This is a genomic window from Sphingobacterium sp. BS-2 (genome assembly GCF_046161205.1).
Taxonomy (GTDB): Bacteria; Bacteroidota; Bacteroidia; order Sphingobacteriales; family Sphingobacteriaceae; genus Sphingobacterium; species Sphingobacterium mizutaii.
Genome location: NZ_JBIXGO010000014.1, coordinates 41,870 through 61,774, shown reverse-complemented (window position 1 = coordinate 61,774; position 19,905 = coordinate 41,870). Strand labels below are relative to the sequence as shown.

At 41.2% G+C, this 19,905-nt stretch carries 15 protein-coding genes; 8 read left to right on the top strand and 7 right to left on the bottom strand.

The features are described 5' to 3' along the window. Positions 1-2: 2 nt before the first annotated feature. On the top strand, positions 3-524 hold the full coding sequence (locus tag ACK2WI_RS05575) for a DUF2911 domain-containing protein (RefSeq protein WP_093100280.1): 522 nt from the start codon (positions 3-5) through the stop codon (positions 522-524). A 110-nt stretch (positions 525-634) separates the two neighbouring features. Here ACK2WI_RS05575 and ACK2WI_RS05570 read toward each other — a convergent pair whose 3' ends face one another. After that, complete coding sequence (locus tag ACK2WI_RS05570) at positions 635-3,031, bottom strand: S9 family peptidase (protein WP_093100282.1); 2,397 nt, start codon at positions 3,029-3,031, stop codon at positions 635-637. Between the two features lie 470 nt (positions 3,032-3,501). Here ACK2WI_RS05570 and ACK2WI_RS05565 point away from each other — a divergent pair, with 470 nt between their 5' ends. The 4 genes from ACK2WI_RS05565 (at position 3,502) to nrdF (ending at position 7,317) form a co-directional block, all read left to right on the top strand. After that, the gene (locus ACK2WI_RS05565; protein WP_093100284.1) at positions 3,502-3,735 is read left to right on the top strand and encodes a glutaredoxin domain-containing protein; all 234 of its coding nucleotides are present in this window, start codon (positions 3,502-3,504) and stop codon (positions 3,733-3,735) included. Between the two features lie 21 nt (positions 3,736-3,756). Further along, positions 3,757-4,164 (top strand): class Ib ribonucleoside-diphosphate reductase assembly flavoprotein NrdI, encoded by a 408-nt coding sequence (nrdI, locus tag ACK2WI_RS05560; protein WP_093100286.1) that lies wholly within the window; start codon positions 3,757-3,759, stop codon positions 4,162-4,164. After that, positions 4,124-6,229 (top strand): class 1b ribonucleoside-diphosphate reductase subunit alpha, encoded by a 2,106-nt coding sequence (gene nrdE, locus ACK2WI_RS05555; RefSeq protein WP_093100288.1) that lies wholly within the window; start codon positions 4,124-4,126, stop codon positions 6,227-6,229. The genes nrdI and nrdE overlap by 41 nt, the downstream gene beginning before the upstream one ends. Before the next feature lie 101 nt (positions 6,230-6,330). Further along, the gene (gene nrdF, locus ACK2WI_RS05550) at positions 6,331-7,317 is read left to right on the top strand and encodes a class 1b ribonucleoside-diphosphate reductase subunit beta (protein ID WP_093100290.1); all 987 of its coding nucleotides are present in this window, start codon (positions 6,331-6,333) and stop codon (positions 7,315-7,317) included. A 240-nt stretch (positions 7,318-7,557) separates the two neighbouring features. Here nrdF and ACK2WI_RS05545 read toward each other — a convergent pair whose 3' ends face one another. From ACK2WI_RS05545 to ACK2WI_RS05520, 6 genes are all read right to left on the bottom strand, one after another. Continuing rightward, the gene (locus tag ACK2WI_RS05545; RefSeq protein WP_093100292.1) at positions 7,558-9,192 is read right to left on the bottom strand and encodes a RagB/SusD family nutrient uptake outer membrane protein; all 1,635 of its coding nucleotides are present in this window, start codon (positions 9,190-9,192) and stop codon (positions 7,558-7,560) included. An 11-nt stretch (positions 9,193-9,203) separates the two neighbouring features. Continuing rightward, a complete protein-coding gene (locus tag ACK2WI_RS05540) occupies positions 9,204-12,227 on the bottom strand; it encodes a SusC/RagA family TonB-linked outer membrane protein (RefSeq protein WP_409150012.1) in 3,024 nt (1,007 codons plus the stop codon). A 261-nt stretch (positions 12,228-12,488) separates the two neighbouring features. After that, entirely contained in the window at positions 12,489-13,667 is a 1,179-nt protein-coding gene (locus ACK2WI_RS05535) for a glycoside hydrolase family 76 protein (RefSeq protein ID WP_409150011.1), read from the bottom strand. A gap of 137 nt (positions 13,668-13,804) precedes the next feature. Further along, a complete protein-coding gene (locus tag ACK2WI_RS05530) occupies positions 13,805-15,520 on the bottom strand; it encodes a GMC oxidoreductase (protein ID WP_409150010.1) in 1,716 nt (571 codons plus the stop codon). A 3-nt stretch (positions 15,521-15,523) separates the two neighbouring features. Continuing rightward, positions 15,524-16,003, bottom strand: a complete 480-nt coding sequence (locus ACK2WI_RS05525; protein ID WP_312696672.1) for a gluconate 2-dehydrogenase subunit 3 family protein — start codon at positions 16,001-16,003, stop codon at positions 15,524-15,526. Between the two features lie 52 nt (positions 16,004-16,055). Then, positions 16,056-16,715, bottom strand: coding sequence for an HAD family hydrolase (locus ACK2WI_RS05520; RefSeq protein ID WP_409150009.1), 660 nt, complete (start codon positions 16,713-16,715; stop codon positions 16,056-16,058). Positions 16,716-17,078: 363 nt separating this feature from the next. Here ACK2WI_RS05520 and ACK2WI_RS05515 point away from each other — a divergent pair, with 363 nt between their 5' ends. From ACK2WI_RS05515 to bcp, 3 genes are read left to right on the top strand one after another with little or no spacing between them, the layout of a single operon-like run. Further along, entirely contained in the window at positions 17,079-17,690 is a 612-nt protein-coding gene (locus ACK2WI_RS05515; RefSeq protein ID WP_093100303.1) for a fumarylacetoacetate hydrolase family protein, read from the top strand. A gap of 1 nt (position 17,691) precedes the next feature. Continuing rightward, entirely contained in the window at positions 17,692-19,413 is a 1,722-nt protein-coding gene (locus ACK2WI_RS05510) for a M23 family metallopeptidase (RefSeq protein WP_409150008.1), read from the top strand. An 11-nt stretch (positions 19,414-19,424) separates the two neighbouring features. Beyond that, positions 19,425-19,889 carry a thioredoxin-dependent thiol peroxidase gene (gene bcp, locus ACK2WI_RS05505; RefSeq protein WP_409150007.1) on the top strand — a complete coding sequence of 155 codons (465 nt, stop codon included), beginning with the start codon at positions 19,425-19,427 and terminating at the stop codon, positions 19,887-19,889. Positions 19,890-19,905 lie beyond the last annotated feature (16 nt).

The window sequence follows — 19,905 nt, the reverse complement described above, 5'->3', positions numbered from 1 at the left end:
CGATGAGAGCATCAACAATCTTATTAATCTTGACCCTGCTATGCGGTTTTTCCCTGGCTCAAGCTCAAGAAAAAAAACCTAAGGCTAGTCCTGCGGACAGCACTATGGTCACTACAGACGACGGAGTAACAATTTCAATCAAGTACAGCAGCCCTTCTCTAAAAGGTCGTAAGCTCGGTGTAGACCTTGCAAAAGTTGGAGAGGTATGGAGAACTGGAGCCAATGAAGCTACTACCGTAGAATTCGACAAAAACGTATTGGTAAACGGCCAAAAACTTCCGGCTGGAAAATACAGCTTGTATTCCATTCCTGGTGAATCCCAAACAACCGTGATCTTTAATAAAACATGGAAACAATGGGGAACCGATTACAACGAGAAGGACGATGCCCTTCGCGTGCAAGTCGACAATGAGGAAAACGGAGAAAATCTGGAACGCCTCAAAATCACCGCTGACAAAGATGGAACCATTAAAGTGAAATGGGGCGATTACGGCCTGCCAATTTCGGTTAAAGCGGATAAATAAAATAAAACGGTCCTTTTTTGTAAAAAGGACCGTTTTATTTTATTTAAACATAAGACAGTGGACAAAAAAGAAAGCTAAAAAATGCTAACAGCCCTACCCATGTCTTATGCCTACTTCCTATTCTTCACATATTTCTCCAAGAACTGATCTTGTTCCCATAATAAGTGGAAGATATTTTCTTTTGCCGCATAGCCATGAGACTCTCTTGGCAACAATACCATTCTAACTGGGGCGCCCAAGTTTTTCAGGGCTTGGAAATAACGCTCAGTTTGTAGGGTAAATGTACCAGGGTTATTATCTGCAGCTCCGTGTACCAACAACATCGGCGTCTTCATCTTGTCTGCGCTAAAGAAAGGCGACATGGTGATATATAGGTTTGGATCATCCCAAAGGTTCCTTTGCTCGCTCTGGAAACCAAATGGAGTCAAGGTACGGTTATAAGCACCGGAACGCGCAATACCTGCTGCAAACAGCTTAGAATTGCTCAACAAGTGTGCAGTCATAAAGGCTCCATAAGAGTGACCTCCAACAGCCACTTTATTTCTGTCCACATAGCCCAATTTATCTACGGCGTCGATGGCAGCCTCGGCATTGCCAACCAATTGTTCGATAAAATTATCATTAGGCTCTTGGGTTCCTTCACCAACAATCGGAAAAGCTGCATTATCCAATACTGCATACCCTTTAGCTACCCAATAAATAAAGGAGCCATAGCTCGGGAAAGTAAACTCCTTAGGATTATTGGTGCTCTGCCCTGCAGTGCTCTTATCCTTATATTCACGAGGATATGCCCAGATCAACAAAGGCAATTTCTCTTTCTTGTCATAACCCGCTGGTAAGTACAAAGTACCTGATAGGTCAACCCCATCCTTACGCTTGTAGTTCAACACCTCTTTATGCACATTCGCCAAAGACTGGAATGGATTAGCAATCTCGGTAACTGCTTTCTCCTTACCAGATTTGATATTCTTGGAATAGTAATTAGGAAAATCTGTAGGAGATTGTAAAGAAACCAAGATTTCACCCTTATCCATATCGATTACCGAATAGATACGTTCCTGCATCTTCGACTCTTTGGCCGTATAGATACGTTTCTTCTTTTGGGTTTTGAAATCATATTCATCGATAAATGGATATTCACCTTCTTTGGTATATCCATCTCCTATCCAATAAGACTTACCGTTCTTGATATACATGCTGTAGGCACCATAGTCATTCTTATCCCGGTAAGGAGTTCCTGGATCCGAATAGATATCCTGCACGTTAAGGTCATAGATCACCTGATTTTTTCCAGTACTTGGATTCAGTAGATAGGTCTTTCCATTTCTGGTATCATACCATTGGCTATAAACTATGGCATAATCATCATTTCCCCAGATCGTACCAGCATAACGGTCTTTGATCTTGATCAATGATTTTGGTTCCGCGTTGAATGGCGCATCCCAAACAAATAGTTCATCCCTAAATTCGGCTTCCTTGTTGGCATCTCCCCCATCTAATGCCTGTACAAAGGCAAGAGTCGCTGGCTTATCCGTTCTCCAAGATAAAGAACGCTTTCCAGGGCGTGTAGAAGAGAATCCTTTCGGCATAATTTCCATCAATGGCGTCTCATTCACCTTCTTCACCAAATTTCCTTTCAGATCATAAACATTGGTTTCCATTGGGAAGCTGCCATAAGAAACGACATAGGAGAAAGGTTTTTTCAAGCTAGTCACCAATACATATTGTCCATCAGGAGAAACTGATGAACCCATGTGCAGGTCAGCATTTTTAAAAGGCTCTTCCTTGCCGTCCAAACCTAACCAAACCAATTTAGACTTCACCAAGTTCTCAAATTGCTGCTCATCCTGAGGGTTTTTCAACAGATCCTGATAAGTACGCAATTGCGAAACCTGTCCTGTAGAACTCGACACCACCGGTCCGGTTGGCAACTCATCTGGATTCCTAACCTTATCCTTTACAGAACCATCGATCAGGCTTAACAATAAGCGATCTGAGGATTTATACCAAATATAAGGCTGGTGCATTACGGCATTTAGGTTATACTCGGTTAGCTTTTTCAGTTCCCTCTTTTCGATGTCATAGACAAAAAGAGCGACCCCATTTTCCTGTGTGTTGGTAAAGGCCAACTTCTTGGAATCTGGTGAAAAGGACACATTCGATACCTTTGCCATCTCTGGCAATGCAATTTCAATTACTTCCTTCGATCCAGCCGGACTTAAGCTCAAGGCATCAAAGTAAGTCTCAGTACTCGAAATATGAGCTTTTGCATTGATTCGCAAACCTGCCAATTTAGTTTCTTCCACGCCTAGTTCGGATAGCGTTTTGTAAGTCGGGCGGTACATGGATAGCACCCAGTTCTTGTCGCTGCTCATCTGGATGGAGGGCGGGCGCTTGAAATCTGCCAACTGAAGGATTTCCGTGGATGGTTTTTGGAAGGTTACATTCTCTTGAGCAGACACACTCGAAAACAGCAAGAGAAATGGTACTAAAAATTTACATTTCATAATTATGGTTTCATAAACATTTAATAAATTCTTGAATAGTTACCCTTGGTTTGGGTCTCACTTCTTAACAATTGTTAATAAAGTAGCGCATTAGATTTACACAAATCTAACAATATATTGTTTTATTATTTACTTTTAAAAATATATAACGATTTTGGTTAATATTCCCAAAAAACCCAAGGTAATTTGACAATAAAAAGAGGAACGATTTCAGGCCAAAAATTATCTTCTATAAGTTATCAACATAGTTATAAAGCTGTAAAACAAGACTTTACCAAATAGTAAATGTTACCAAGCATGTTTTAACCTGATTTTGGAAATCAATGTGGAAAAGTATCGTTACCGCCCCGAGGAAAAATAAGAGATATTTGTTCTACTTAAGAAAATGACCTTCTTAAGTCACAACGTTTTTTTTATTTATCAAAGGACCAAAGCTTAATCAGCTAAAATTCTTTTAAACTTAATATATCATGGCAAGAATCATTAAATTCGAAAAAAATGACTGTGCACCATGCGCACAAGTATCGGCATACCTAGACAGTAAGGGTATTGCCTACGAAACCATTAACCCTTTCGACGAACCTGAATTAGCCGTTAAGTTTAAAGTTCGTACAGTACCGACTGTGATCGTACTGGAGAACGATGAAATCAAAAACCGAATCATTGGATTCAATCCATCTGAATTAGATCAAATCGCATTGTAATAATCATAAACCGGAGGAATTATGATTTATTTATACTATGATTCTCGAACAGGTAATGTGGAACGCTTCATCAATAAAGTGGTTCAGATTACCGGCTGGACAGCCATCCGCATCCAAGATGACTTGGAAGTCAAGGAAGCTGGCCATCTGATCACCTATACCACTAATTTTGGTAAAGTGCCAGATAAAACCGATGCATTCATGAAAGAAAAAAGTCATCTGATCAGTTCTGTTACTTCAAGTGGTAACCGCAACTGGGGAAGAAACTTTGCCGTGGCTGCAGACAAAATCTCTGAAATATTCGACATCCCTACAGCGATGAAATTCGAACTTTCAGGAACAATGGAAGATATTAATCAATTTATTGACATCATAAAAAATCAGTACTATGATAGCAAACGAGGTAGCGAAAAACTGGATATTGCTTAACAACGAAATCATGATCAAACATGATGACGAGTTCAGCTTGCATAAAGACAAGGAGGCTGTGCGCGCCTATTTCCTGGAATATGTGAACAAGAACACCGTGTTCTTCTATACATTGAAGGAAAAAATCGACTATTTGATCGAAAACGATTATTACATCGATTTCTACCAATGGTTTACGTTCGAGCAAATGGAAGAGGTATACAACTATGTATTCGCCAAAAAATTCCGTTTCCAATCCTTTATGGCTGCATTCAAGTTCTTCCAAAGTTACGCCTTGCGCGATGACTCTGGCGAGAAGTTCTTGGAACGCTATGAAGATCGCGTCGTTGCTGTATCCCTATTCTTGGCTAGAGAAGAAGGCGTACAGAAAGCTATCGAGTATGCCGAAATCATGATCAATCAAGAATATCAGCCCGCTACCCCGACTTTCTTGAACGCTGGTAAAAAACGTTCCGGTGAACTGGTGTCATGTTTCTTGGACGAAATCGGCGATAACCTGAATGGTATTGGTTATGCAGTTGATTCAGCCATGAAGCTATCTTCTATCGGTGGTGGGGTTTCTTTCAACATCTCCAAGATCCGCGCCCGTGGCGAAGCTATCAAAGGTGTAGAGGGTCGTGCAGGTGGGGTATTGCCTATCATGAAAATCATGGAAGATACTTTCTCCTATGCTAACCAACTAGGCCAACGCCCAGGTGCAGGTGCTGTATACTTGAACATCTTCCACTCAGATATCGAAGAGTTCTTGGATTGTAAGAAAATCAACGTAGATGAGAAAGTTCGTATCAAATCCCTTTCTATCGGTATTATCGTTCCGGATAAATTCATGGAATTAGCCGAGAAAGATGAGCCTTGCTACTTGATCTACCCGCATACCGTGATGCAAGAGTACGGTCAGTACCTTGACGAAATTGACATGGATGCGATGTACGATGAGTTGATCACCAATCCAAACGTTAAAAAGAAAAAAATCAATGCCCGTCACCTATTGGTGAAAATCGCTCAGACACAAAAAGAGTCGGGATACCCATACATCTTCTTCAAAGAGAACACCAACCGTGCACACGCATTGAATGGAATCGGTAAAGTGAAATTCTCTAACCTTTGTACCGAAATCATGCAAGTATCAGAGGTATCTGATATCAACATCTACGGTAAAGAAGATACCATCCGTTACGGAATTTCTTGTAACCTAGGTTCCTTGAACATTGCAACGGTAATGGACAACAAACGCATCAAGGAAACCGTTAAAACCGCTATGCGCGCCTTAACTGTGGTATCTGATGTAACCAATATCGAAATGGTTCCTTCCATCGCTAAAGCAAACCGTGAGCTTCACTCTGTAGGTTTGGGTGCAATGAACTTACATGGTTACCTAGCGAAAAGCTTTATCATGTATGAATCTACCGAAGCATTGGATTTCGCAAACATCTTCTTCATGGCGATGAACTACTACTCGATCGAGGCTTCCATGGAGATTGCAAAAGAACGCCAGCAGACTTTCGTAGGATTCGAAAAATCAGCTTACGCTGATGGTACTTATTTCGATAAATACCTTTCGCATGAATACACGCCGAAAACGGAGAAAGTAAAAGAATTGTTCGAAGGCATCCACATCCCTACATTAGAAGATTGGGCGAACCTTAAAGCTCAAGTGGCTGAACATGGTGTGTACCATGCTTACCGCTTAGCGATCGCTCCAAACCAGTCTACTTCATACATCATGAACGCAACTGCATCTGTAATGCCGATCGTGGACATCATCGAAGTAAGAGAGTACGGTGATAGTACAACTTATTACCCTATGCCTTACTTGACCAATGACAATTACTTCTATTTCAAATCAGCTTACGATATGGATCAGATGAAAGTGTTGAAATTGATCTCGGTTATCCAACGTCATATTGACCAAGGGGTATCCACCATCCTTCACACCAATTCAAAAGACTCCACTCGTGATCTAGCGAAATATTACATTTACGCACATAAACTAGGATTGAAGTCATTGTACTACACCCGTACGCGTAAATCAACAATCGAGGAATGTATTTCTTGTTCAGCATAATACAACCTCTTTAGCATCCAAGGCATAAATCAATGAGAAGCTGAACTGGAAAATCAAAAAATCCAGTTCAGCTTCTTCAACTAAAAGATATAAGAATAGCAATGAGTAAACAATTTACAGCGGTAAACTGGAATACACCAGACAACGATTACGCTTTGATGTTCTGGGAGCAGAATATCAGACAATTCTGGATCGATACAGAATACATCCCTTCTAAGGATATTGACAGCTGGAAAGGTCTAAGCTGGGATATGAAAGAATGTTATAAGAAAGCATTAGGCGGTCTTACTTTACTGGATACCCTGCAAAGCCACACCGGTATGCCAAAGATCATTGACCATATTGACTCATTGCAGAACAAAGCCGTTCTTTCTTATATGTGTATGATGGAAGCTATCCACGCCAAATCATACTCAACCATCTTTACAACGGTTTCTACAACCAACGAAATCAATGATGTTTTTGGATGGGTTTCCCAAAACAAATTCTTACAGTACAAAGCATCCACAATCGACAAGTACTACCGTGCTATCGACAAGGAAAATGTATCTGACGAAGAACTGTTCATGGCTCTAGGAGCTTCGGTTTTATTGGAATCTTTCCTTTTCTACTCCGGTTTCTTCTTGCCTTTATGGTTATGTGGCCAAGGACAGATGGTAGCTTCTGCCGATATCATCAAAAAGATCATCGCTGATGAATCTATCCACGGTGTATTCGTAGGCCTTATCGGCCAAGAGGTGTTCGCTAGACTACAGAACAAAGCAGAAGTTAAACAACGCTTCCTGGACTTGTTAAACGAGCTGTACGAGAACGAAATCAAATACACAGAAGAATTGTATACCGTAGTAGGATTAACCGCTGAGGTGAAAGAATACGTACGCTACAACGGAAACAAAGCCCTAATGAACTTAGGCTTCGACCCAATCTTCGAAGTAAAACAAGTAAACCCAATCGTATTGAACGGTCTGAACACAGAAACCACACAACACGATTTCTTCTCTAAAAAATCTACTAACTACGAAAAAGCAACAGAAATCGTCCACCTAAAAAATGAAGATTTCTTATTAGATGCTACAGTAGAGATTTAATATTCTTTGTTATAAAAAAAACTCCCCTCAGGTAAACTGAGGGGAGTTTTTTTTATAGATATGAGTATTGAGATATGAGATTTGAGATATCAAACGGCATATGATTTTTATAGATTTGAGTATTGAGATATGAGATTTGAGATATCAAACGGCATATGTTTTTTATAGATTTGAGTATTGAGATATGAGATTTGAGATTTCCACTCTCTCATATCTCACATCTCACATCTCATATCTCTCCTAGTAACCCGGATTTTGTTTCAGGTTAGGGTTGATGGCCATATGTTGTTGAGGAATTGGGAACAATTCCTTGTTGACATCGTTGGTTGCTTTGTGATCCCACCATGTTCCGGTTGTGTATTTACCGAAACGGATAAGGTCAGTTCTGCGTTTTCCTTCGAAGATAAACTCACGACCACGCTCAGCCAATAGTTCATCTAGGGTCAAGGTCGCAGTTGAATACTGGTTAGCACTCCAATCTGCTGCTGCAAATGAGCGTTTCTTAGACTCATTGATTAAGTTTACAGCTTCTTGGTTTGCGGTTCCACCATTCTTGCGCATAATAGCTTCTGCCTTGTTAAAGTATACCTCAGTCAAACGATAGATCAAGTAATCGTTCTCTTGGTAGTTATCATCCGATAAACGACCCGATTTATACTTGTTAAACCTTGCTCCTGAGTTCTCTTCTCCTTCTGCCATCGATCCTTGTGAGGTTTTGTCGCCTTCACTTTCACGACGGATGGAATTAACAAATACTAAATCTTGCCCTGAATACTCTTCTGTACCTTGAACTGGAGTCTTGGTGCCGTATTTATATTGAGGACCAAACAAGAACCAATCTTTCTTTCTCAAGTCTTTGGCGTTGTAGGCGTCAAACGCAGTAGGAATAACCACGAATGCATTCCACCCACCATAACCTACGTTCAAAGCTTCTTTCATGTAGTCATATCCGAAGTAGAATCCACCCCAATCAAAAGCCCATCCACCTTTACGGCTGAACTGGAATTGGAAAAGGGCTTCTGGATTTGCAGAGTTTGTATTGCTGAAAGCAGCATTGATGTCGGTAGAAAGTTTCGGCGTTCCACCAATTCCACCACCAGCACCTGAAATGACTTTATCCGATGCAGCAATCGCTTGATCCCACATAGCGGTGCCCGACCATTTCTGTGCATTCAGATAAAGCTCCGAAAGCATGGCATAACCTGCCGCTCTGTTCACCTTACCCACTGATTCTGCATTCAAATCTGGCAACTTCGGAACCTCAGCTTCCAATTCGGCCTTGATAAAATCAAACACCTCTTTTCTGGTCTTGGTCTCTGGGTTCAATGGCTTATCAGCCACCTCAACTGCAATCGGAACATTACCCCACATATCCACAATACGCATGTAGTGATATGCTCTTAATACCTTCAATTGCGCAACAGCGACATTGATCTCTTCTTGGGTCATATTGATGCTTGCGAAATCCAGTTTCTCAATATCACCGATGGCATTATTGATAAAACCAACACCGGTCCACATCAAATCCCAAGCGTTCTTCAATCTATTCTCATTCACTGTCCAAGTATGGTAGTGCATACGGAAGTGGTCTCCCCCATCATAACCATGGCGACCTTTTTGCGGCCAAGCCACTTGATCTGCTGCCAATTCGGAATGGTAGTAAAATCCAGATCCTCCAGTAGGAGCCAACCATGCCTGCATGTGCGTGAATGGCCTTAATACGGCCTGCTCTACCTCCAACTTATTTTTATAGAAACTTTCCTGTTCTAATTTGCTATATAGATTCTCATCTAAATTGGTACAAGCGGAAAGTCCAGCTGTCGCCATTACCGCAACCGCTGCAAATCGTATCGTACGTTTATTTAATAATCTCATAATTTACTTCTTTAAAAACCAATATTTAATCCCAATGACCATGATTGTGTTCTAGGGTAGAATCCTCTAGAATCGATACCTCCATCAAATCCAGTATCTTGCAATTCCGGATCAATACCAGAATAAGAAGTAATGGTTGCAAGATTCCTTGCGGTCATATACACATATAAATTCCTCAAATAGTCATTCTTAAGGTTGAAAGTATATCCAAGGGTAATATTGTCGATCTTAACAAATGAACCGTTCTCCAAATAGTAGTCTGAGTACTGTGGATCATCCTTCAATTCAGCATGTTTTCCGAATGCAGATTCCAATACGTTGTTCGGCAACCATTTTTGGTTTCCAAAATACATATCGGCTGTATTCAAGATATCATACTTGAATTTACCTCTTAAGAATACGGTCAAGTCAAATCCTTTGTAGCTGAAACGGTTACCTAAGGAAGCCTGGAATTTTGGAATACCATTTCCGATATAGGACAGGTCATCGTTGTTGATCTCGCCAGCATGTGCTGTCGATCCATCAGCTTTGTAGAACAACCATTTTCCTTCATCGTCAAATCCAGCAAATTTCTTTCCGTAGAATGAACCTACTTCACCACCTTCTTCCAAACGGATCGCGTTACCTAAGTTACCTGGCGAAGGAAGTCCTCCGAATTCTAACCAGTTACTCTTGAAGATATCACTGGATAGTTTGGTCAACTTGTTCTTTTGGTAGTTACCGGCAAAGTCAACTTGCCATGTAAAGTTTTCATTGGCGATCGGTGTACCGGTCAATTGGATCTCGATACCTTTATTTACCACCTCCCCTACGTTGTACCAAATCGATGGCTGAACATAAGCTGGCAACTGCGCATTGTACTCATACAATAAATCGGTTGTCTTTCTGTGGTACACATCGATAGCACCCGTCAAACGGTTATTGAACATACCAAAGTCAACCCCGATATTGGTCTCTGCTTTTTGCTCCCATTTCAAATCTGGATTTGGGTTTGTAGAGATACCGTAAGTCTGGTAATAAATTCCGTTCTGCGGATAAACACCACCGGTTCCTAAAGTTACTAGCGAAAGGTAGTTAGGGATTCCCTGATTACCTGTTACACCATAACCAGCACGTAATTTCAAGTCATTAACCACTTCTTTGTTGGTAAAGAAGTCTTCGTTTGAAATATTCCAACCTGCGGAAACCGCTGGGAAGTTACCCCATTTATTGTTGGCACCAAATCTTGAAGATCCTTCACGACGCAAGATCGCAGTAACAAAGTACTTGTCGGCATAATTATAGTTTACACGACCAAAGAAGGCGATCAACGTATTATCTTCCTTAAAGGAGTTCAATCCTGGTCTAGGCAATTTATCATTGGTGATGGCTGTACCGGAATTAAAATCCCAATCCAGGAATCCATCCGTGGTAAAACCATTATTGCTCATGTCAAACCACTCCAAAGTAGAGTATTGGTAACTGTAACCTAACAATCCTGTAACGGTATGTTTCTCGTTGAAGGTCTTGTTATAGTCAATGGTACTTTCAAAAGTCTTGGTCCAGTTCAGTTCATTGCGTTTATACGCATAGCCCATTCCCTGGTAGTTGGAATCTTCCCTTTGGTCCCAATCTAATTTTGAACGGAACTCACGTCCATTCCAGTTATCGCGCACATACGACCCGAATGCCGAAACGCTTAATTCGTCCAAGATCTTGAACTTCAAGCGAGCATCACCCGAGAAGGTCTGTTGGTTACGCTGATTCAGCCTATAAGCCAAACGGCTCATTGGGTTATAGTTATTGTATTCTTGGGTCTGGTAGAAAGTTCCGTCTGCATTCACCAATGGAGCTGTCGGGTTACGCTGAATAGCTTGTTCAAAATCCCCAGTCTGTCCACCCAATAAATTAGCTTTATTAAAGTTGGCAGCAATATTAGCAGACAAAGTCAAACGATCTTTCAAACCGGTTTGGCTGAAATTGATACGTCCACCAAATTGTTCTTTTCCATTTTCCTTGGCCACCCCTTTTGCTTGCTCATAGTTGAAGGAAGCACGATAGGTTGAGTTTTCCCCACCACCACTGGCAATGAAGTTATGGAAATGCGAAAAGTTATCTTTATTGATCAATTCATCATATAGGTCGGTTGTAGCCCCTAAATCAGAATTAGGTCTATTCAATCCATTGACTACTTTATCCCTGAATTGAGCCGCATCCAACATGGTTGGTCTACGGTTTACGATTTCAGTCTGTCCGTAGGTTAGGTATTCAAATTGTGGAGTTCCTGCTTTACCTTTTTTGGTCGTCACCAAGATTACACCACCATTACCACGAGTACCGTAGATTGCCGCTGCCGAACCATCTTTCAATACGTCGATGGACTCGATGTCACCTTGTTTGATCAGGTCTAGGTTACCTCCCGGAATACCATCGATAACCACCAATGGGCTATTGGATCCTTTTAGGGACGCCATACCACGTAACTGGATATTGGTACCCGAGTTCGGATTACTTCCTTGGGTCCTGGTCACGTTCAGACCAGCAACTTTTCCTTGGACCAATTCCATCGGGTTCCTCATTCCCCCGCGGTTAAAATCTTTTTCTTTTACCGATGCCACAGCAGAGGTAATCTCCTTACGTCTTTGAGTACCGTAACCCACTACGACTACTTCATCAAGAGATTCCTCATCGGGTGCAAGGTTTACATTGGCTGTTGTGGAGGTTACCGGGAATTCTTGGGTTTTAAATCCAATGGAACTTACCTGGAGAACATCTCCATTTTCAGCCGCGATGCTAAAATTACCGGCATCATCGGTTTGGGAGGCTGCTTCTTTGCCTTTCACGCGGACGGTCACTCCTGAAAGTGCTTCCCCTGTGTTTGCATTCTTCACCGTTCCCGTCACTGTCTGTTGAAACTCAACCCTCTCCATTTTTGTCGCTTCAGAATACGGTACCGATGCAGCATAACCATAACTGCAAGCCATCAGCGCAAAGCACAATATGCTCCCTCTGACAAAGCCTTTCCGATACATTTTTGAACTGTAAATGTTTGGCATGTTAATTAACGTTAATGAATAAATAATTTTTAAAGGTCTATAAAACTGATACTTAATCCTAAAACGATTTAGTTTAATTGGGACACAGATACGCTACCAAATGACCCAATAAAAGTAACGAGATAATTAGTTAAATATTATCCTAAGTTTTATTGATATTCACGAATATTAGAAAATTTATGTTAAAAACATAAAAATAGCAGCACAAAGTTTGGTAACACTTGCGTTATATTCTGCTAAATAGTTCAGAAATTTTATTGCCTAAATGGAGGCAATCCGAGCATACATTTCCACCATGGCAAGTTGGTCCAAAAGCCATTTTTTACTGCTCTTTTTTTCACCCGACCAGTCCTTGTTGAACAAGCCATTCCCTTCCCGTAAATCCGTCCAAGCATATTGTAGATTATCCTTGAAACTATTGATATACAGCGGATTTTTATCGATATGGTATAACTCGACAAATCCCCTTAACATGACGGCGATAAACCAGGAATCGGAGTTCTTAAAAACCTTAATTTTTTTGCCAGAATTCAACTCTTTATCTCGAAAGAAATATTCATGCGCAGAGGCGGCAATTTCCTGTGCATCCTGAAGGTATTTTTGGTCTTTTGTAATTTTGTAAAATAAGGCTGCCGATTGTAACATTTGCCCGGAATTATATGGGAATTTCGTTTTGTTTACTTTACCCGACAGGGAAATATTGTCAAAATAAAGATGGTCCGTAGTATCCTCCAGATTTTCCTTCGTCCATTGGTATAATTTCACCGCCTTATCTAAATAGTCTTTCTTCTTCGTGGCTTCATATAACTTTAACAGATAGACCACCGCAGGTGCATTCGAACAGGTATTCTTGGACTCCTTTTTCTGTTCGCACCAATAGATCCCACCGCCTAACTTATCATCCATCCCACTTTCCACAAAACGCCAGATCTCTTCCGATTTATCCAAGAATTTCTTGTCCTTAGAATTCAGGTACAGATCGGCAAAGTCTATTCCCAACCAAACGTTATCATCATAGAACCGATCCGATAATGGAGCATTCTTCACATAGGAAGCATAGCCATAAGGCTCTCTTTTATCATAATACTGTTCCAGACCCGGTAATACCTTGATCTTGATCTCCTTTAAGATCTTGGGATCCTTATTTAGCTCATAACGTGCAACCTGGGCAGAAAGTGAGCCCGAAAAAGGCCAAAGGTAAGAATAGGCATTCCCTTTTTTACCCTCATCAGGTCCAGCCAAATAACTCGCCTTGTAGCTATCGTCATAAGGATAATTTTCGCGCAGTAAATATTCCCCCTTGATCCCATAATGTTTATAGATAGAGTCCAAGCTGATGGCAGCTTGCTCAGCAAAGGTCGGCATTGTGGACTTTGACTGTCCAAACAGCATTACAAGATTCAATAAACAAATTACAGTTAGTAGGAATGATTTTTTCATGGTCGCTTTCTTTTCTTCTTAAAGTTTATGTTGGAAAACTTGGTTTCCATAGGTTGATTGATGCCCGATGGCATCAGCGTGATTGACATTCGTTGGGGATCAACAGGCGTGAATCCCCAACGAATGATAGTATTTTCTTAAATATTGCCTTTTTTCAATTCATTGACGGCATGGTCTACTGCCCGTGCAGAAAAGGCCATATAGGTCAATGAAGGGTTTTGCGTAGAGGTGGATGTCATGCTGGCACCATCCGTTACATATACATTTGGACAGGCATGTACCTGATGCCAACTGTTCAAAACCGATGTTTTAGGGTCCTTACCCATACGGGCTCCTCCCATTTCATGGATATCCAGCCCCGGAGCTTGCGAACTTTCATTTCTTTGGATGTTTTTGAAACCAGCGGCAGTAAACATTTCTTCCATGGTATCCAGGTAATCCTTCTTCATCTTCGCATCATTATCATCATAATCCACCGAAATCTTGAGCAATGGCATTCCCCATTCATCTTTCTGTTGATCATCCAAGGCTACATAATTGCTTTCCTTAGGAATGGTTTCACCCATCATGTGCGATCCCACACCCCAATTTCCATATTTCGGCGTCAAGATAGAACCTTTCAGGTCTGCTCCCAAGCCAGACTCATCCGACCAGGAAGAACGATAAGCTCCAAAGCCTGCCGCATAGCCTCTCAAGAAATCGGTTTCTTGTTTATGCAAATTCCTGAAACGTGGAATATAACCGCCGCCAGCAGGGTTTCTGCCATCGGTCTTAAATTCCAACATCCCTTCGTATTCCGCACCTATCCTCGCACTGTAATTATGGAAAGCCACATACTTGCCTAATATACCTGAATCATTGCCGAGACCATTTTGAAATCTATTGGATTTAGAATTCAACAGGATCAAGGTGGAATTCAATGCCGCTGCGTTCACAAAGATCACTTTCGCATAGAAATCTATCTCTTCCTTCGTTTCCTTGTCGATTACCTTTACCCCTACTGCTTTACCTTTACTTTCATCGTATAAAATGGAATGCACCACCGAGTTAGGTCTCATGGTTAGGTTTCCGGTCTTCGCTGCCCAAGGTAACGTGGAAGCATTCGAACTGAAGTATCCTCCAAAAGGACAGCCACGTTGACACAAGGTACGGTTCTGACATTGAACCCTTCCTTGATCCAAGTGGATCTGATTAGGTTTGGATAAATGGGCACAGCGTGCTGAAATCACTTTTCTTCCCGGGTATTTGCTCTCCACCTGTTGCTTGAAATATTTTTCAACCACATTCAAGGGGTACCCAGGTAGAAATTCCCCATCTGGCAATTCCGGTAGACCGTCCTTATCGCCAGCAATGCCTGCAAAACGTTCCACGTGGTCATACCAAGGTTTAATATCTTTATATCGGATCGGCCAATCAACGGCAAAACCATCCCTTGCCGGACCTTCAAAATCAAAATCAGACCAACGCTGGGTCTGTCTGGCCCATAATAGGGATTTACCCCCTACCTGATAGCCACGGATCCAATCGAATGGCTTTTCCTGAACATAAGGATGCTCTTTGTCCTTGACAAAAAAGTGTGCAGCATCCTCATGGAAAGCATAACAACGATTGACGATCGGGTTTTCCTGTTTTACCGCATAAGGCATTTCACCTCGATGCTCAAATTCCCATGGATATAGGTTGGTGGTAGGATAATCTTTCACATGCTGTACATCCCGGCCACGTTCCAAGACCAAGGTCTTAAGTCCCTTTTCACAAAGTTCCTTGGCAGACCATCCACCAGAAATTCCTGATCCGATGACGATGGCATCGTAACTACGATCTTTTTCTGAATCTATATTTAAGTTTGCCATTGTCTATGCATCCATTTTTGCAGCTCCGTTGTATCTTCCCGGAACTAATTCGTAAACTAATTTATTTTTCATTACGTATTCCGAGTTTTTATACCCTTGAATCGTCCTTCTTTTTAAGATCTTGAAGAATACATCATCTTCAGGCAGCGCTTTGAAATAAGCTTGTTGCTCTTCCATAGGCTTAGCTTTGAGTTTTGAAGCTTTCTTCAAGCCTTCCATAAATTTATCTTGATCTTCTGGACTTGTGCAATCGTCCAGCATCTTCATTACGAAAAGATGTAGGTTTAGCTCTTTGGCGCCAGGGCTGTCCGTTTGGGGAATAATGGCTTCAACCAATTCAGCCAACAAGTGCTCATCATCGAGATTGAGCTTCACTTGGTTTAACTGAATGGTTGGAGCTTTAGAACTAAAGTCGCAGGAAGTAGCAATCATGATACCACCTGCCACGATAAACATTTGTTTTAATGCGGTCCGTCTATCCATAAGATTCATAATCTAGAATCCTAAAATACGAATTTCGCAGATAGTTAGTTCTTTAATTTAAGGAAAGCAACGATTTTTTTACTTCTGCTAAATCGTTTAATAATTCGTCAGCATGTGACAAACGTGATTTTTCGACCTCCTGTTTGGTCACCGCAATACAGTAAAGACCGGCGTTTTTAGCCGCTGTACAGCCTGTGCTGGTATCTTCAACCACCACAATCTCCTCCTTTGGCACTGATAATTTATTGACTGCCAATAAATACGGCTCTGGATTGGGTTTGGGATTCTCTACCTGTTCCCTTGTCACAAAGAATTCGAAATATTTCAGCAAATTATGTTCGCCTAGGACGGTGTCCACCGTGGTTTGGTAACTGGAAGTCACTAAGCCAATGGTCTTTCCGGCATCCTTCACTGCATCCAATAACTCTTTGGCATGCGGCATCAAATGGATGTTCTTCATATTGGCCTTCGCATAGCGGGAACGAGTTGCAAACCACATATCCTCTTCATCAACATGCAGCTTATACTCCTCATTCAACATCTTGACATTATGGCTCAAGGTATGTCCTGCAAAATTGGAAATCCACTCATCAAAGTCAATCTTCAAACCATAATCATTTTCCAATATTGGAGCCCAATTGCTGAAATAGAAATATTCAGAATCAATCAATGTCCCATCTAGATCGAAAAGTACTGCATTTATATTATTCATGTTGCAAATTTAACCATATTAATATTAAGCCTATGTTAAATAACAAAGCCTTAACATTAGCCTTTACCTTAGCTTAACAGGATTTCTGGCAACATGTTGGTCTCTAATTCTCCTATTTCATTCGGACATTGGTTTACCCATATTCGAGACATATTGCGAAAGTTCCGAATATGCCCCGAATAAGATCTAAATCTGCACAATAAACTTGCTCCTAACCATACTTTAACTTTTTATTCATTCCAAGGGTCAGCTCTGTAATTTCATTGTTGTTAATGAAGGCTTGATTTGCGATAGCTACGGGCTTTTATTAAGTTTGCTTAGCCCGCTATAAAGGTAAGCGGAAAGCATAAAACAAGACACTTTATGAAAATAATTGCAGTAGGCAGAAACTATATAGACCACGCCAAAGAATTAAATAATCCTGTTCCGGAAAAGCCAGTTATCTTTATGAAACCAGATACTGCAGTTTTAAAGGACAATAAGGATTTTTACTATCCAGAATTCAGCAAGGATGTACATTATGAAGTTGAATTGGTAATTCGGGTCTGCAATGAGGGCAAACATGTTTCCAAAAAATTTGCCCATAAATATTATGATGCCATTGGTCTAGGGATCGACTTTACGGCAAGGGATGTTCAATCTGAACTGAAGGCCAAAGGATTACCTTGGGAATTGGCAAAAGCTTTTGATCATTCTGCGGTAGTTGGTGAGCTGATCGCAAAGGACCAAATCACTGATCTGCAAAGCCTTGATTTCTCCCTTCAGAAAAATGGAGAAACAGTCCAAGAAGGAAACAGCAAGGACATGATATTTGACTTCGATAGCTTGATCACGTTTGTATCCCAATACATCACCCTAAGGAAGGGAGATTTGATCTACACAGGTACTCCAGCAGGAGTCGGGCCGGTACAAATTGGGGATAAATTGGAAGGATTTTTGGAGGGAAAAAGCATGTTCACATGCCAAATAAAATAAGATGAAGAAAATTACGCTATCCTTATTGGTAGCCATTAGCCTAGCGGGATCTCTTTCCGCTCAAAATAAAGATATTATCAAATCCCGGAATTATCCACAGGGATATTTCCGGAACCCATTGAACATTTCGCCGGATGCCTCTGGAACTTTTGGGGAACTCCGTTCCACCCATTTCCATGCGGGCGACGATTACCGTACTCAACAGCGAATCGGCCTCCCCCTACATGCCGCAGCCGAAGGATATGTTTCACGTGTCAGGGTACAGATTGGTGGTGGCGGAAACTCGGTCTATATTGATCATCCTAATGGCTATACCACGGTTTACTTGCACATGGACAGCTTTAACGATGCCCTGACCAATATCATCAGAGCTGAACAATACAAACAGCAACGATTTGATGTGGACATGGAATTAAAACCTGGCCAGGTAAAATTGAGCAAAGGTCAATTTATTGGAAATGCAGGGAATACAGGTGGTTCAGCAGGACCGCATCTGCATCTTGAAATCAGGGATACCAAATCCCAGCATCCATTAAACCCACAGTTATTTGGTCTGCACTTCAACGATAAGTTTGCTCCAACTATCAATGGGATTATGGTCTACGATTTGATTGACCCCTTGTTCAATGAAAATACGGGCAGACGATATCAGCAATTAAAAGCATTGGGTTCAGGGCGCTATAGCTTAGCTTCTGGCGCCCCGATTTCGGTTAACGGCAAATTTGGATTAGGAATCAATACGATTGACAGGCATCGCGCCGGAGGCTTCCAAAACGGGGTATATTCGATCGAATTGTTCCTAGATGGCAAGGCGGTTTCCACCGTGCTATTTGAAGAACTTGATTTCAATACCTCCAGTGCAATACACTCCTACCTGGATTTCCCACATTTTAAAAGAACTAAGGCCAAGGTTCAAAAGAGTTTCAAAGACCCAGGCAACCCAATCCAGATCTTTAAGTTCCTGGACAAGGATGGCACGATTGAATTGAAGGACGATGCTGTGCACGATGTAAAATATGTGGTCAAAGATGTTCATGGAAATTGCAGTGAATTGGATTTTAAAGTCAAGAACAATCCTACATATGGCGCCAAGAGTAATCCTGTAAAAGGCGAATTGTTCGCTTATAACAAAGAAAACAAGTTTGAGGCGGACCAAGTAAAATTAGACATCCCAAAAGGTGCCCTCTATACTGACCTGGACTTTACATATTCAACCAGTGCTCCTAGACCGAACAGTTATTCAGCAGTACATCACGTGCAAAACAACCTGACTCCCCTATTTTCTACTTATAAGTTGAGCATTAAACCGACCAGCCTCCCAAAACATTTGGAAAGCAAAGCATTGCTTGCTTCAGTAGACGGCGGTTCGGTAGGTGGAAAATTTGAGAACGGTTGGGTTACAGTGAACACCAAGATATTCGGCTCATTTTATGTGACGGTTGATACCATTGCACCGACTATTGTCCCTCGAAATTTCAGTAATGGAAAGAACGTGAGCGCCCAATCAAAAATTGATTTCACCATTGCTGATAATTACTCGGGGATACAATCATTCAATGCTTATATTGATGGCAAATGGGTATTGATGGAATATGATTCAAAGAATAGGCATGTTTGGCATCGATTTGACCCCTCATTAAGCAAGGGAAAACATACATTCAAATTCGTAGTGAAGGACTGGAAAGATAACGAGAAAGTTTACGAAGCTACATTTACTAGATAGAAAGGACAATTATGGCAGAGTTGAAAGTTGGAGATAAAGCTCCACAGTTTACATCAAAGAATCAGAATGGTGAGGAGATTAAGCTATCGGATTTCCAAGGGAAAAAGGTGATCTTATATTTCTATCCCAAGGATAATACTCCAGGTTGTACCACGGAAGCCTGTAATTTTCGGGATAACTACCAGAGCTTATTGAAAGATGGCTTTGAGGTTATTGGGGTGAGTATCGATAGCGAGCAATCGCATCAGAAGTTCATTTCGAAGTTCGAACTTCCCTTTAATCTGGTTTCTGATGAAGACAAAAAAATCGTGGAAGATTATGGGGTTTGGGTGGAGAAGAATATGTATGGCAAGAAATACATGGGTACCGCCAGAACCACTTTTATCATTGACGAGAAAGGTATTATTCAGCAAATTATCAAAAAAGTTGACAATAAAAATGCAAGTCAACAAATAAGAGATTTATTGGCACAATAAATCAAACGAATACATT